The following is a 15,295-nucleotide window of genomic DNA, read 5'->3' on the forward strand; positions in this document are numbered from 1 at the left end:
ACAATAAGAGTAAATTTGGCTAATGTCATTTTGTTTCGGCAAAATAACATTAGCCAATTTTTTTTTATGAAAGAAAAATTTTCACTCTACGCGAAACATATAGTGCTGTGTCTCGCTTTTTTATTTTTGCCGTATGCCTTTACATCGACAAATAATGCTTTTTCATTGCCTCATTTGTATACCAATGCACATGATCGCATCTACTTTTTCATCTACTTTACACTCCTTTGTTTTTTCTATTTTAACTATTATTACCTGATAGCTAAGTTCTATTTTAAAGACAGAAAGCTTTTGTATTACATCATCATCATTGGTTTTCTCCTGTTTTTTCTCTGGATATCCACTGTTTTGGATCACCCCAATAATAATTTTCTGGATTTTAGAAATCATGCTCAGCCTTTTTTAGATCATCCTAAACATTTGCCGGGGGGGTTTAGGCCTCCGCCAGGGAATGAAAGGATGCCTTTTGAGTTTAATGGTGGTCCGCCAACACAATACGGACACACGGCTCTGGTTTATTTAGTGGGCGTTATTTCGAGTTTACTCTTTGCTATTTCAGGCAGGTTGCAAAGTGTAGAGAAAGAAAAAGTAAAATCGGAATTAGCTTTTCTAAAAGCACAAATTAATCCACATTTTTTATTTAATACCCTGAACAGCATTTATGCTCTCGCCTTAAAAAAAGACGATAAAACGCCGGATGCAGTCGTTCAGCTTTCAGAATTGATGCGCTATATAATGACCAATTCTAATGATGATGTGATCGATTTAAATAAAGAAATCAATTATATCAGTAATTTTATTTCGCTTCAAAAAACACGTTTAGGGAACACTGTAAAAGTCGATTATAAAGTAAGCGGAAATGCTTTCGGAAAAGCAATTACACCTCTTATTTTAATTTCGTTTATCGAAAATGCTTTTAAATATGGTGTAAATCCGGATCAGACCTCTGAAATTTGCGTTTATATAGATATTGATCAGGAAATGCTAACTTTATTCGTTTCTAATAAAAAAACATTTTCAGTGCAGTCTGATAGTGGTATAGGATTGCAAAATACAATTGAAAGATTATCGTTAGTATATCCAAACAGACATCAGCTTAAAATTGAAGATTCAGAAGAAAAGTACATCGTTAACCTAGCCATAAAAATAGCATGATTAAAGCAATTGCATTAGATGATGAGCCATTGGCACTGGAGATTCTTCAGAGTTTGTGTGATACAATTGAATACGTCGAACTAAATAAAACCTTCACGAAATCAGAAGAGGCTTTTAAATATTTAAAGAAATATCCGGTCGATTTACTGTTTTTAGACATCAATATGCCGTCTATTTCCGGCTTGGATTTTTATAAAAAATTGCCTCATAAAACAATGGTTATTTTTACAACGGCTTATTCTGAATTTGCTGTTGAGGGTTTTACCCTAAGTGCAACAGATTATCTTTTAAAACCTATTTCACTAACCCGTTTTCAGCAGGCAGTCGAAAAAGCACATTCGCAATGGAAATTGCAAAATCAAAACATTGAACAACAGCATCTTTTTATTCGCGCCGATTATAGTTTGATCAGGATTCTGTTTTCAGATATTTTATATATTGAAGGTTTAGATGATTATCTGAAAATTCATATCCAAAATCAAAAAACCGTCGTTGCCAGAATGACACTCAAATCGATTCTTCAAAAATTACCCGAAACAGAATTCGTTCGGGTTCATCGCTCCTTTATAATCCCAATCTCCAGGATAGAGAGAATTAAAAACAAAATCATTCATATCGAACAAGCCGAAATCCCCATTAGTGTTAGTTATGAAGAAGCTTTTTTTGCTCTTTTAGACCAAAAATAGTTATTTAGTATTTTTACTACAAATATTATTTTTGTCCTCGTTCACCTCATTATTTTTATCGTTTACCTCAAACTTTTTCCATCGCTGTAATATCCAATAATTTTACTCAAAAATAGCTATTAATCATTTAATTGAAATAACATTTAAATTATAAAGCGATGAAAAGAAAAGAGTTTTTAAGAGGTTTGGGTTTAATGGGAATTACTTCTTTGGCAATTCCAATTATGAACTCCTGTAGTAAAGACAATGATTCCTCAGATACTTCAACCGATACAGATTCCGGTTCAGGTTCTTCCGGAGACTGCAGCGTTACACCATCAGAAACAGCTGGTCCGTTTCCGACTATTACACCGTCTTCTTTGGTAAAATCAAACATTGTTATGGACAGGACCGGAGTTGGGTTTACCATTAAAATTACCATCAAAAACACAAAAGCAAGCTGTGCCGCTTTAAAAGGTGCTATTGTCGACATCTGGCACTGCGATAAAGATGGTTATTATTCTGAATACGGCGGAACTTCGATGCAGTCTGTAAATTATACCTCTGTTCATTTTTTACGCGGAAGACAAACTACAGATGATAATGGTTTAGTGACTTTTACCTCGATATTCCCGGGATGGTATTCCGGAAGGGCAACACATATCCATGTTCATATTTACAATGCAAGCGGAACTTCATTACTGGTAACACAAATTGCCTTTCCCGAAGGTTCAAACAGTGCTGTTGCCTTAGTAAATGCATCGACCGCAAACGGCTATACTAAAGGTTTGTCCGGATATACTTATAATGCTTCTGATAATGTATTTTCAGATTCAGTTGCAAATGAACTGGCGTCCCTTTCAGGCAGTGTCAGCGAAGGTTATGTTTTAACACATACCATAAACGTGGCAGGTTAGGTTTTAAAAATAAAAGATCATGATAGCTCAAATTCCGGCTCAGATTTATAAATCAGATTCAAGAGGGTTTTTCAATTCAAAAAAGCATAATTGTTTTGCTACTTTTAATTTTGAAAATTACCAGGATTTGTCCAGAAACGCATTTGGATCCCTGCAGGTTTTAAATGAAATAATACTTGCCCCCCAACAAAGTATAACCCGAATTATAAATTCCAAAACTAATGTAATCATTCTGCCTTTATTTGGCGGTATTGATTATAAGGACAATATAGGCAACGAAGAGTTTTTGCGCGTAGAACAAATTCGGGTTCTGGCCGCAGACGATGATTTGTCAATAGAAGTTTTTAATCCATACGAAAATGAAAATGTAAGTTATCTCGAAATTAATTTTCAAATGGGAAAACAGTATTTTAAAAACTATTTTCAGCAATATGTTATTGATTTAGGGATTAAAAATAAACTCAGCCCATTATTCGAAATTGAGCAGGCAATTGGATTTGTCGGAATTTACGAAGGAAGAAAGGAAGGTATTTATTCTTTGAAAAACCAAAATAATGGCATTTTTGTTTTCGTAGTTCATGGTGCCTTCGAAGTCGAAAACAGACTTTTAGAAGCTAAAGATGGTTTAAGTTTAAAAAAAACCGGCACTATCGAATGGGAAGCCTTGTCAGAAAATGCTGTTTTACTGGTTATGGAAGTTCCGTTAAAACCTAATACTTAAACCATGGAAATTTCAAAAATTAAATTAGCCTATCGCGTAATTATTGATAGTTCTTCCACTTTTTTATGGGACAAATATGTTTTTGAAGATACCTTCAAAGAATATCAGATGCAAAGTCAGCAGTTTAATTCAGGTCAAAATCCTAAAAACACATTCAGGGAACTTCTGGCTGAAAATGAAAAGGCAGAACAGCTGCACTTTTTAACCGGAATTGCCGCAAGCGGTTACGTTGACCAGTTAAAAGGTAATTTTCACCGGGTTTCGGATGTTTTGGGTAATAATTATTTTCCGTTTCTCAATTATCAGCTGGATATTTTAAATACAGATATAACAGATATTACAAAACACAAAATTGGAATTACGTTTTATTCACCATTACTAACCTATTTTGGAATTGTCGAAGGAAATTATTTGGTTTCGAAAAATACCGAGTCCGTAAATGAATACGAAACGATAATGTTTCCTGTCCGGAAAAACTTGTCTGTTTGTTACCTTCAAAAAGAATAGTAAGCAGTCTCTCCAAAAACAAAAATTAGACATTTCATTTGTACCTTTTCTGTCTTTGTGTTGGCAGAAAAGGTTTTTTTATAATGAACAGACTGTTAAATTAAGATCTAAAATTGTGTTTAATATTTAATAAACCATTTTATTTGTGAAATTATAACGTTTTCGTTGTTTTAATTATCGATTTTTTAGTTTATTCAAATTTATAACAACCTTAAAAGTTCTATATTTGTTTTTCTATCCGAAAAATTAAAAAAATATCAAGATGAAGACTTTAAAAGATTTCGATTTTAAAAATAAAAAAGCAATTATCCGTGTGGACTTCAATGTGCCATTAGATGAGAATTTTAATGTAACTGATGCTACCCGTATCGAAGCTGCAAAACCAACTATTGATGCTATTTTAGCACAAGGCGGAAGTGTAATTTTAATGTCGCACTTAGGAAGACCAAAAGGAGTTGAAGAAAAATATTCATTAAAGCATATTTTAAAAACAGCTTCTGAAATTTTAGGCGTTGAGGTAAAATTTGCTGAAAATTGTGTGGGAGAAGTGGCTCAGACAGCTGCTAAAAACCTACAGCCGGGAGAAGTTTTATTGCTTGAAAATTTACGTTTTCATGCTGAAGAAGAAGCCGGAGATGTGGCTTTTGCAAAAGAATTGGCTTCATTAGGAGACATCTATGTAAATGATGCATTTGGTACAGCTCACAGAGCGCATGCTTCAACAACTATTATTGCGCAATTTTTCCCAACAGAAAAATGTTTTGGAACTTTGTTGGCCAAAGAAATTGAAAGTTTAAATAAAGTACTTAAAAACAGCGAAAAACCCGTAACAGCAGTTCTTGGAGGATCTAAAGTTTCCTCTAAAATCACGGTTATCGAAAATATCTTAGACAAAGTAGATCACATGATCATTGGCGGCGGGATGACTTTTACATTCATTAAAGCACAAGGTGGTAAAATTGGAGAATCTATTTGTGAAGATGACAAACAGGAATTAGCACTTGAAATTTTAAGGTTAGCCAAAGAAAAAGGAGTTCAGATTCATATTCCGGTTGATGTAATTGCTGCAGATGATTTCTCCAATACAGCCAATACGCAAGTGGTAGACGTAAGAGAAATTCCAGACGGATGGCAAGGTCTTGATGCAGGTCCTAAATCTTTAGAAAACTTCAAAAAAGTAATTTTAGAGTCCAAAACTATTTTATGGAACGGTCCATTAGGTGTTTTTGAAATGGAATCTTTTGCAAAAGGTACGATCGCTTTAGGTGATTATATTGCCGAAGCTACAGAAAATGGTGCATTTTCACTAGTTGGCGGAGGAGATTCTGTTGCTGCTGTAAAACAATTCGGATTCGAAGACAAAATGAGCTATGTTTCTACTGGTGGCGGGGCAATGCTTGAAATGTTAGAAGGAAAAGTTTTGCCTGGAATCGCTGCGATTTTAGACTAAAATATCACAATTAACATTTTTTTACATATTTTTACTGGGTAATCTGCTTAAGTTTGCAAAAGTAAGGTTTCTGTAATTGTTTGAATTATAGAATTTTAAAAAAATGTTATATGATTGTAAAAAAAATATCAATAGTCGTTTCAGCTTTTTTTTCCATATCAATGTTTGCACAGGATGTTGCAAAAGCAGATGTTGAAATTAAGCCACTTGTAAAGATATCGTATTTAGATTCTGTTAAAAATTCTTTTAAGAAAGATGTTGTCGCTACCCGCGTCGATAGCCTTTGGATGAACGAATTAACCAGTCTGGATATTTACGATGACCTGACCAAAGACATTCAAACCATCAACACAGATGTTACAGTTGATCAAGAACTGCCAACAGACTTGCTAAAACAGCGTCTTCAGGCCATGAATGAGAAATCGCCTTTTAATATTGAATACAATCAGGGTTTAGAAAATATAATAAAGTCATTTCTTAAGAATCGTAAAAAATCGTTCTCAAGACTAATGGCATTATCAGAATATTACTTTCCAATTTTTGAGGACGCCTTTGCCAAACAAAACGTTCCGTTAGAAATTAAATATTTAGCCGTTGTAGAATCTGCTTTAAATCCTAAAGCAGTTTCTAAAATGGGCGCCACCGGACTTTGGCAATTCATGTATGGTACCGGTAAACAATACGCATTAAAAATAGACTCGTATATAGATGAGCGTAGCGATCCTCTAAAAGCTACAGCAGCAGCATCAGAATACATGACAAAAATGTTCAGTGTTTTTGGTGACTGGGAGCTTGTTTTAGCTTCATACAATTCAGGACCCGGAAACGTGACCAAAGCCATTCGTCGTTCTGGCGGAAAAACCAGTTACTGGGACATTCGTAACCATTTACCAAAAGAAACACAAGGTTATGTTCCTGCTTTTTTAGCCACCATGTATCTTTTTGAATATCATAAAGAACACGGAATCAATCCGGAAAGAGCCGTAGTTAAAAACTTTGAAACAGATACCGTTCAGATAAAAAACGAAATGTCATTCAAACAGCTTGCAGACTTGCTGGACATGCCACAATCTCAGATACAACTTTTAAATCCTTCGTATAAATTAAATGTGGTACCGGTTTATAAAGGAGAACCTCACTTCCTGCGTTTACCAAAAGATAAAATTGCCACTTTTGTTTCAAACGAAGATAAAATTTATAACTACGTAGCGTATCAATCGCAAATTAAAACGCTGCCTGCAAAACTGGCCTTGAAAGTTACACCAAGGGCAAAAGCAAAACTGGAGAAAACAATCGATACCGATCTGAAGTGGTATAAAGTTCAAAAAGGAGATAACCTGGGAGCCATTGCTGCAAAGTACAATGTAAATGTTATCGATTTGAAAAAATGGAATAACCTTAAAACAAATGCTGTAGCACTGGGTAGAAGCCTGAAAATTAAATCAGATTTTGATCCGCTTGCTAAAAGCACAAAAGATAGTAAAACAACTATCGCGGTAGAGAAAAAATCAGAAGAAGCAATTGCAGCTGTTGATGATAAAGATAAAAACAATACACAATCACAAGAATATGTGGTGGCAGCCGGAGATAATTTAGGAAGTATTGCAAAAAAATTCGGTACGACTATTGCTGACCTGAAAGAACTTAATAACCTAACTTCAAATAATATTGGTTTAGGAAAAACTTTAGTAGTAGCTAAAGCAGTTCCTGAAATTGTGGATGAAAATGCTGTAACAACAGCAATAGCTTCAAACTCTTCGATTGATTCATTCAGGAAAAAAGCGACATCTACAAAAGACCTTGGAGAAGATTATTACGTTAAAAAAGGAGATTCGTTGTATAGTATTTCTAAAAAATATCCGGGAGTAACCATTTCAGATATTAAAAAATGGAATAACATTAAAGACGGAGAAATTAAACCCGGAATGAAGCTTAAAATAAACGGATAATAAAAAATCTTATTTAAATTTGGGTTTTATTTCATAACTTAAGAGAATGAATAAAACCCATTTTTTATTGCTGTTAATTCCGTTCTTGCTCATTTCGTGTTTAAAAAACGAAAAGCAACAGCAACCCGTATCCGGTAAGACAAACTCTATTTCGATTATTATAGACGATCAGTTGTGGTATGGCGAAGTAGGGGACAGCATCCGGAATAAATTTGCCTCACCCGTTTTAGGCCTTACCCAGGAAGAGCCGCTCTTTACCATAAATCAATATCCCGCACGTTTGCTTGAAGGCTTTGTTACAGATAGCCGAAGCATTATTGTCGTAAAAAAAGCGGCTACAGATAAATTCGAAATTACCCACAGCAAATCATTACCACACAACACCTTTCGTATTTACGGAAAATCAGTAGATGATATTATTTGCAGTATCGAACTAAATTCAGCACAGATTATTAAGATTATCCGTGATGCCGAAATTGAAAAAGTTCAGGAAGACAACAGCAAATCCTTATTGAATCCCACCGTTATAAAAAACAAATTTCATATCGATTTACAGATTCCGACAGGATATGAATACATGTTGCACAAAAAGAATTTTATCTGGCTTAAAAAAGATATCATAAGCGGCAACACCAGCTTATTAATTTATCAAATTCCCATACGCAGTTTTAAAAAGAGTGCTAACATTATAGGCAATATTATTAAAATGCGAGATTCTGTTGGTAGTTATATAAAAGGGCGTGAACCCAATACCAAAATGATTACAGGCGAAGCGTACGCGCCTTATTTTTCGACGATTACTTTAGACGGAAAAAAAGCCTATGAAACCAAAGGAACATGGGAACTAAAAAATGATTTTATGGCAGGACCATTTATCAACTACGCCATTGTAGACAAAATGTACAACAGAATACTGGTTATTGAAGGATTTTGTTATTCACCCTCCAATCAGGAAAGAGATTTAATGTTCGATTTAGAAGCCATCATAAAATCAGTTAAAATTGATAAACGATAATCTTTTTCAATATAAATTAGCAAAAAAACAGAGAATAAAACACAATGGGATTAAAATGGAAAATAAAGCCGTTTGAGACACTAACGGTTCATGAGTTATATGATTTACTCAAACTAAGAAGTGAGATCTTTGTAGTCGAGCAAAATTGCGTTTATTTAGATCTTGATGGAAAAGATAAGAAAGCATTGCACCTCATTGGGGAATATGATGGTAAAACAGTTGCTTATGTACGTTTGTTTGATGCCGGAATTAGTTTTGATAATGCTTCAATAGGCAGAGTGGTTGTTGACGCTAATTATCGCGATAGAAAATGGGGGCACGATTTAATGCGCGAAGCTATTGCTGCAATAAAATCTAATTTCAATAAAGATAAAATCACTATTGGTGCACAGCTGTACTTAAAGAAATTCTACGAAAGCCACGGATTTGTTCAAACCAGCGAAATGTATTTGGAAGACGATATTCCGCATATCGAGATGATTCGTAGTTAAGTAACAATACAAAAACACATCAACATTCCTAATTCTATAGTTGTTGAAATTTGATTTTTAAAGAGTTTAAACCTTTATTTGCTATTTACGGCATCTGGAGGTTTTTTTGTTTAATGCCGTTTTGAATTACATTTTTGTCTAATTTTAGAATAAAAAACAACGTATGAAAAAATTTCTTTTATTCTCTTTTGCTCTAATGTCATCGTTTCAAAGTTTCAGCCAATTAAAATTGAAAGTGGGAGATAAGGTTCCCGCTTTAAATATAACCGATTATCTGAAAAATGTTCCAAAGGATAAAAATCTAGAAAATAAATACATTTTACTTGAATTTTGGGCGACCTGGTGTACTACATGCCTGGAAGAAGTTCCTAATTTAAATAAAATGCAGGAAAGATTTAAAGACAAAAAAGACTTTCTTTTTATTTCGATTACCGATGAATCGCCTGAGAAAACTAAAAAAACGCTGGAAAAAGTCAAGTTTAACTCCATTGTAGTGAGCGATCAGACAAAAAAAGCATTGAATGATTTTGTTGTTGATAATGAAAATGGAGATTATTCAATACCAAAAACTTTTTTAATTGACAATCAGGGAATTTTACGATGGATTGGTCAGCCTTGGTTGTTAAATGATGGAGTAGTAAATAAATTTCTGGAAGGGAAGGAAATTGCAGAATCGGATAATACGCCTTCAAACAGGCCTTCTGCCCCCACTTTTAAGTAGGATTATAGTTTAGTAATCAAAAACTCGACACGACGATCAAGATTATCACCTTTTCCGAGGGGATATTTATTGCCGCAACCCTGATAGGACATTCGGTTTTTCGAGATTTTTTTAGAATTCAGATAATAAAAAACGGTTTTGGCGCGGTTCCAGGAAAGCCTTCTTTCTTTGGTGTCTTTGTCAATTCCGTCGCTGTATATTTCAGGGGTACAGCAAACGTGGCCCCTTATCTCAAACGTTACATTTTTTTGATGCTGTAAAATAGCGGCGATTTTATCTAATTCTTTTTTAGAAGCCCAGGTAAGTCTGGCACTTCCAATATCAAAAAGAATGTTGTCCAAGAATATCTTATCGCCTACTTTTACTTTGTTGGTAAACGAATTGTGGATTCCGTTTCCGAAACTATTTTTCTTAACCGCAATTAAATCGACCCGCCGATTTTTAGAACGTGTTTCAGGTAAATTTTCAACCGTGTCAGTTCGAACTATAACACGGCCTTTACCTTCTAAAATGACAATTTTACTCTGGTTAAACCCTGCCGAAACCAATAAATCCTGAATCGTATTGGCACGATTATTAGACAAACGAAAGTTGTAGTCGTCAGTTCCGCGATCATCGCAGTAACCATAAATTTGTACAGACTCTACTTTAGAGCTGTCAATACACTTAATAAAATGAGTTACAATTTCGGTTTGTTTTGGTGTAAGATCGAATTTGTCAAATTCGAAATAAATAGTTTCAATGCTTTTTTGCTGTGCCGATATATTGTAAATAATAAACAGAAATAAGGCCCTACAAAGTTTCATTTTGTTTACATTTTTAAAATCGTTTTATACTCAGTTTGATTATTTAAAACGCTTACCGCTTTCTTAATTTCTGAATTGTTTTTAATGTAATACTGATATAAACCTTCCTGATACTGATATCTTTTAATCAGTTCTTCCTGAATCAGGTTTCGGATTTCTTTTTGGTTTTTATCCAGTAACGTAGTTTCACTTTTTTCAAGGGCAGCCAGTAGTTGTTGATATTCCGGTGCAATTGTTTCATCGATTTTTTCGTTTTTGGCTGCAGCCAGCGTATTTTTCAGGGCTACTTCCGTTTCAGTATCAAAATTAATTTTATTGGTTTTTAAGTACTGTTTGAAACTTGTATAATCAGCATCAGAGATCGTTGGGATTTTATCGCCTAAACCCGGATTCTTGTAGTAATAAGTCGTAGCATAATCAAAAATACCGTCATTTTTTAATAAAGCAGTGGTAATTGGGCTCATTTTGGCTTCGTCTAATTCGATATCCGGCAAAACACCTCCACCATCATAGACCGTTCTTCCTTTTCGGGTTTTAAAAGCATTAAAGTTTTTGGCATCCGTTCTTTGAGCCACACCATTTTTATCTTTATGTGCATAATCTAAAGCCTGAATACAACGACCGGACGGTGTGTAATAACGGGAAATAGTCACTTTAAGCTGAGTTCCGTAAGTCAGATCAACAGAACGTTGCACCAAACCTTTTCCAAAACTGCGGCTTCCCAAAATCACAGCACGGTCTAAATCCTGCAAAGCGCCCGATACAATTTCAGATGCTGATGCACTTCTTCCGTTTACCAAAATAGCCAAGGGAATTTCTGTGTCAACAGGATCTTTAGTGGTTTTATAGGTATTGTTGTGTTTTTCTATTCTTGATTTTGTAGTTACAATTACTTCATTCTTGGGAACAAATAAATTGCAAATATCAATGGCTTCGTTTAGTAGACCACCGGGATTTCCTCTCAAATCAAGTATAATCTGTTTTGCACCGTCAGCTTTAAGTTTTTCCAACGCCTCTTTTACTTCATTGGATGCTTTACGGCTAAAATGCGCCAAAACAATATAGCCCGTTTTATCATCGATTTTTCCAAAGAAGGGAACCGATTTAATATCAACTTCATCCAGAACCAGTTCGGTAGTAAACGTTTTTCCCTGACGAATGTATTTGATTGTTATTTTAGTGTTTTTTGTTCCTTTCAATAATTGTGAAGCATCATCTTTAAAATCAGCGATCAAAACATCCCCAATCTGAATAATTTCGTCGCCCGCTTTTAGCCCGGCTTTATCAGCAGGATAATTTTTATAAGGTTCACGAACAATTAAGCGGTCTTTTTTTCTTGAAATTAAAGCGCCAATTCCCGTATATTCTCCGGTATTGTTGATTTTAAAGTTGACTACATCCTGTTCGTTAAAGTAAACGGTATACGGATCTAAACTTCCCAACATGCTTTTAATGGCTTTGTCCATCAAATCACCGGGATTTGTTTCATCTACATAATTGGTATTAACCGCTTTGAACAATGTGGTGAAGATTTCGATTTGTTTGGCGATCTCAAAAAAGTCGTCTTTGAAACTGGTTCCAATAAATAAAAACCCTGCCGCAACAGTTGGTATGATGAATTTCTTTTTGAAATAAGGATACATGATTATAATTTTTTTCTTTTAAATCTTTTTCTAATAAAATAGGCGAGTACACAAAATACGATAATAAACGGCCACACACTAAGGATGGAGATCAAAAATTCAGACAGGCTAAAAAAGCCCGATTTGATTGCGATCCATATTTTTGTTCCGTAAGAGGTCTTAACACCTTCTTTTTGAGCAATAGTTTTGTAAAATTCAATTGTAACAGTGCTTTCAGAAACACGACTTTCTAAATACTTTAGTTGTCCTTCTTTAGCTTCAATTTCTTCACGAATGGCTGATATTTGTTTTTCTATTTCTAGAATCTCACTTATTTTAGTTGCTTTTTGGAGAATTTGAAGATATCGTTCTTCAAGTTTTCGTTTTGTTTTTAATCTCGAATCAAGATCAATATACTGTTCCGTTACATCTTGAGATGAAATATCTTTTCGTTCAAAATAAGAAACTCCTTTTGAAACAGCGTTTATAAAAGCATCAAAATTCTGGCTGGGAACGCGAATGGATAAGTTTCTGTAAATACTGCTGTAATCTTTTCCTTCAGAATCATTTTGAACGGTTGCTTTATTCGTAGCAATAGCAGTTTGAATTTGACGAAAAGTTTCTTCTAAATCATTGGTTTCAAATCTGAGCGAAGCTTCTTTGATAATTTTCTGTGGTATCTCAGGTGAAGCAGGTGCTGCCTTGTCATCATCTGTATTAGATTCAGATTTGAATTTAGGTGCCAGCTTTACAGTACTAACCGCTAAATTATTGCTGACAGGTTCAGAATTACTGCAACTTATAAGGCTGAAAAAAATTAAAGATAAAAAGAAAATGTATCTCATAAAATTTCAAATTAGAGTTAAAACTACAATTTTTTTATATTTTTTTGTCTAATTTGATAAATAAAGTTGTGCCAATAGCGATCAGCATTAGAATTATGCTTCTGTTTTATTTTCAGCATCCGGAGTTTTGTTTACCTGTTGAAGGAATTTCTCAAACAACTGAATCGTTTTGGTGTTAATTTCTTCATAGGATAACCGGTCTTTCGTCTGATAAAAAAACATCAAAGAGTACGGTTGCTCAATATGATCTAATAGTAAATGTTTGTTCAGTCGGTACGTTTCTCTTAAAACACGTTTGAAGTAATTGCGGTCAACGGCTTTTTTGAAGTATTTCTTAGAGACCGAAACGCCAATTTTTATTTTTTCTTCAGCATCAACTTCCGCCTGACGGTAAACCAAACGCAACGGATATTTAGAAACCGATTTCCCTTCAGAAAACAGTAAACCTATTGTCGTTTTGCTCTTTAAGCGTTCATTTTTGGGGTAAGTGAAGTTCATTTAATTCAGAAAAAATTTGCAATTTTATGGGCAAAGGTACAATTAAACCATAAAAACAGTTATTGTTTTCAATTTTTATACGGCTAAAAATTTATTTATTACTTTTGGGCATTAATTTTTTAAGCATGCAAAAAATAATTTCCTATCCTATATCAGCTATATACTACCTAATTTTTAGTTTGTGTTTGCTTGTATTTCATCCAATACAGTGGATTTGCCTAAATGTTTTTGGCTATCAGGCTCATAAAAAAAGTGTTGATTATTTAAATTTTTCCCTTTTAAGATGTACCAATCTGTTGGGAACAACCTATAAAATCGAAAACAGGGAAACTATTCCAACAGGAGTTCCGATTATTTTTGTTTGTAATCACCAAAGTATGTACGATATCATCGCAATGATTTGGTATTTTAGACGTTTTCATTGTAAATTTGTAAGTAAGAAAGAGTTAGGTAGCGGAATTCCGAGTGTATCCTATAATTTGAAACATGGAGGATCAGTGCTAATTGACCGTAAAGACCCAAAACAAGCTATTCCGGCGATCAAAGGATTATCTGAATATATTGAAAAATACAAAAGATCTGCAGTTATTTTTCCTGAAGGAACACGTAGTAAAACAGGAAAACCTAAAGAATTTGCTCAAAATGGTGTAAAAATTCTATGTAAGTATGCACCTTCTGCGTATATAGTCCCAGTGAGTATCAACAATTCATGGAAAATGGTAAAATATGGCTTTTTCCCGGTTGGTTTAGGAAATCGTCTTACCTTTACAGCGCACAAAGCCCTTGCTGTAAAAGATTATGATTTTGCCGAGTTAATGGCAATGACCGAAAAGGCAGTTGTTGAAGGAGTAAACGAGTATAAACAGGTTTAAATGAATAGTAAAAGCTAAAATTTAAACCCCAAATTTAAAATAAGTAATGTCTATAAAAAACATTAGATTAGAAGTAATGCAGTTTTTGGAAAAAAACGTGGATAGCTTCGTTGAACAGTATTTAATTCCAGTGGAGAAAATTTGGCAGCCGTCAGACTTTTTACCTAATTCTGAAGGAGAAAATTTCTTTGAGGAGGTTAAAGAGTTACGTGAAATTGCTAAAGAATTACCATACGATTTCTGGGTAACGCTTGTTGGTGACACCATCACCGAGGAAGCTTTGCCTACTTATGAGTCGTGGTTAATGGATGTAGAAGGAATAAATCAGATAGAAAATGGTGGAAATGGCTGGTCAAAATGGATCAGACAATGGACCGGAGAAGAAAACCGTCATGGTGATTTGCTTAATAAATACTTGTATTTGTCCGGCCGTGTGAACATGCGTGAAATCGAAATGACAACACAGCACTTGATCAACGATGGTTTTGATATTGGAACCGGATCTGATCCATACAAAAATTTTGTATACACCAGTTTCCAGGAATTAGCAACGTATGTATCACATAACAGAGTAGCTCAGATGGCTAAAAAGTTTGGTGATAACAAGTTGTCTAAAATGTGTAAAATGATTGCTGGTGACGAAATGCGTCATCACCATGCGTATAGCGAGTTTGTGACCCGTATTTTTGCAGTAGATCCTAGCGAAATGATGTTGGCGTTTCAATACATGATGAAACAAAAAATCGTTATGCCGGCACATTTCTTAAGAGAATCAGGTCAAAAGATCAGCTCTGCTTTCGAACAATTTTCTGATTCTGCTCAGCGTATTGGGGTTTATACCGCAAGCGATTATGTAGATATCATGCAGAAATTAATGGATAAGTGGGAAATTGATAAAATGTCCGGTTTAACAGATGAAGCTGAAAAAGCACGTGATTACTTAATGAAATTACCGGCCCGTATGGCGAGAATCTCAGAAAGATTGGTAATTCCGCAGGAATCACACATCTTTAAATGGGTTGAACCAGCGAGATTGTAAAAATTTTAGATTGCAGATTTTA

The 15,295-nt window shown here is 34.4% G+C and carries 16 protein-coding genes; 12 read left to right on the plus strand and 4 right to left on the minus strand.

What is annotated here, in order from left to right:
- Nucleotides 1-66: 66 nt before the first annotated feature.
- The 10 genes from ACHRWY_RS10410 (at nt 67) to ACHRWY_RS10455 (ending at nt 9,591) form a co-directional block, all read left to right on the plus strand.
- Complete coding sequence (locus ACHRWY_RS10410; RefSeq protein WP_395354362.1) at nt 67-1,155, plus strand: sensor histidine kinase; 1,089 nt, start codon at nt 67-69, stop codon at nt 1,153-1,155.
- The gene (locus ACHRWY_RS10415) at nt 1,152-1,841 is read left to right on the plus strand and encodes a LytR/AlgR family response regulator transcription factor (protein ID WP_395354363.1); all 690 of its coding nucleotides are present in this window, start codon (nt 1,152-1,154) and stop codon (nt 1,839-1,841) included. Before ACHRWY_RS10410 ends, ACHRWY_RS10415 begins: the two co-directional genes overlap by 4 nt.
- Nucleotides 1,842-1,999: 158 nt before the next feature.
- A complete protein-coding gene (locus tag ACHRWY_RS10420) occupies nt 2,000-2,737 on the plus strand; it encodes an intradiol ring-cleavage dioxygenase (protein WP_395354364.1) in 738 nt (245 codons plus the stop codon).
- A 19-nt stretch (nt 2,738-2,756) separates the two neighbouring features.
- Complete coding sequence (locus ACHRWY_RS10425; protein ID WP_395354366.1) at nt 2,757-3,458, plus strand: hypothetical protein; 702 nt, start codon at nt 2,757-2,759, stop codon at nt 3,456-3,458.
- A gap of 3 nt (nt 3,459-3,461) precedes the next feature.
- Complete coding sequence (locus ACHRWY_RS10430; protein ID WP_395354368.1) at nt 3,462-3,965, plus strand: hypothetical protein; 504 nt, start codon at nt 3,462-3,464, stop codon at nt 3,963-3,965.
- A gap of 262 nt (nt 3,966-4,227) precedes the next feature.
- Complete coding sequence (locus ACHRWY_RS10435; protein ID WP_395354369.1) at nt 4,228-5,415, plus strand: phosphoglycerate kinase; 1,188 nt, start codon at nt 4,228-4,230, stop codon at nt 5,413-5,415.
- A 110-nt stretch (nt 5,416-5,525) separates the two neighbouring features.
- Nucleotides 5,526-7,364, plus strand: a complete 1,839-nt coding sequence (locus tag ACHRWY_RS10440; protein ID WP_395354370.1) for a LysM peptidoglycan-binding domain-containing protein — start codon at nt 5,526-5,528, stop codon at nt 7,362-7,364.
- Between the two features lie 46 nt (nt 7,365-7,410).
- Nucleotides 7,411-8,379, plus strand: coding sequence for a DUF4837 family protein (locus tag ACHRWY_RS10445; protein WP_395354371.1), 969 nt, complete (start codon nt 7,411-7,413; stop codon nt 8,377-8,379).
- Nucleotides 8,380-8,423: 44 nt separating this feature from the next.
- Entirely contained in the window at nt 8,424-8,870 is a 447-nt protein-coding gene (locus ACHRWY_RS10450; RefSeq protein ID WP_395354372.1) for a GNAT family N-acetyltransferase, read from the plus strand.
- Between the two features lie 163 nt (nt 8,871-9,033).
- Nucleotides 9,034-9,591, plus strand: a complete 558-nt coding sequence (locus ACHRWY_RS10455) for a TlpA family protein disulfide reductase (RefSeq protein ID WP_395354373.1) — start codon at nt 9,034-9,036, stop codon at nt 9,589-9,591.
- Between the two features lie 2 nt (nt 9,592-9,593).
- Here the strand turns inward: ACHRWY_RS10455 and ACHRWY_RS10460 are convergent, their stop codons facing one another.
- From ACHRWY_RS10460 to rnpA, 4 genes are all read right to left on the minus strand, one after another.
- Entirely contained in the window at nt 9,594-10,397 is an 804-nt protein-coding gene (locus ACHRWY_RS10460) for an OmpA family protein (protein WP_395354375.1), read from the minus strand.
- Between the two features lie 5 nt (nt 10,398-10,402).
- Nucleotides 10,403-12,040 (minus strand): S41 family peptidase, encoded by a 1,638-nt coding sequence (locus ACHRWY_RS10465; protein ID WP_395354377.1) that lies wholly within the window; start codon nt 12,038-12,040, stop codon nt 10,403-10,405.
- Nucleotides 12,041-12,042: 2 nt separating this feature from the next.
- Nucleotides 12,043-12,864, minus strand: a complete 822-nt coding sequence (locus ACHRWY_RS10470; protein ID WP_395354379.1) for a DUF4349 domain-containing protein — start codon at nt 12,862-12,864, stop codon at nt 12,043-12,045.
- A gap of 93 nt (nt 12,865-12,957) precedes the next feature.
- Nucleotides 12,958-13,362, minus strand: coding sequence for a ribonuclease P protein component (gene rnpA, locus ACHRWY_RS10475; protein ID WP_395354381.1), 405 nt, complete (start codon nt 13,360-13,362; stop codon nt 12,958-12,960).
- Nucleotides 13,363-13,487: 125 nt separating this feature from the next.
- On the opposite strand from rnpA, the gene ACHRWY_RS10480 reads away from it, so the two are divergent.
- Both ACHRWY_RS10480 and ACHRWY_RS10485 read left to right on the plus strand, forming a co-directional pair.
- The gene (locus tag ACHRWY_RS10480; protein ID WP_395354383.1) at nt 13,488-14,234 is read left to right on the plus strand and encodes a lysophospholipid acyltransferase family protein; all 747 of its coding nucleotides are present in this window, start codon (nt 13,488-13,490) and stop codon (nt 14,232-14,234) included.
- Nucleotides 14,235-14,280: 46 nt separating this feature from the next.
- Nucleotides 14,281-15,273, plus strand: coding sequence for an acyl-ACP desaturase (locus ACHRWY_RS10485; RefSeq protein ID WP_395354385.1), 993 nt, complete (start codon nt 14,281-14,283; stop codon nt 15,271-15,273).
- Nucleotides 15,274-15,295: the final 22 nt, after the last annotated feature.

This window comes from Flavobacterium sp. FlaQc-48 (assembly GCF_044007335.1).
GTDB lineage: Bacteria > Bacteroidota > Bacteroidia > Flavobacteriales > Flavobacteriaceae > Flavobacterium.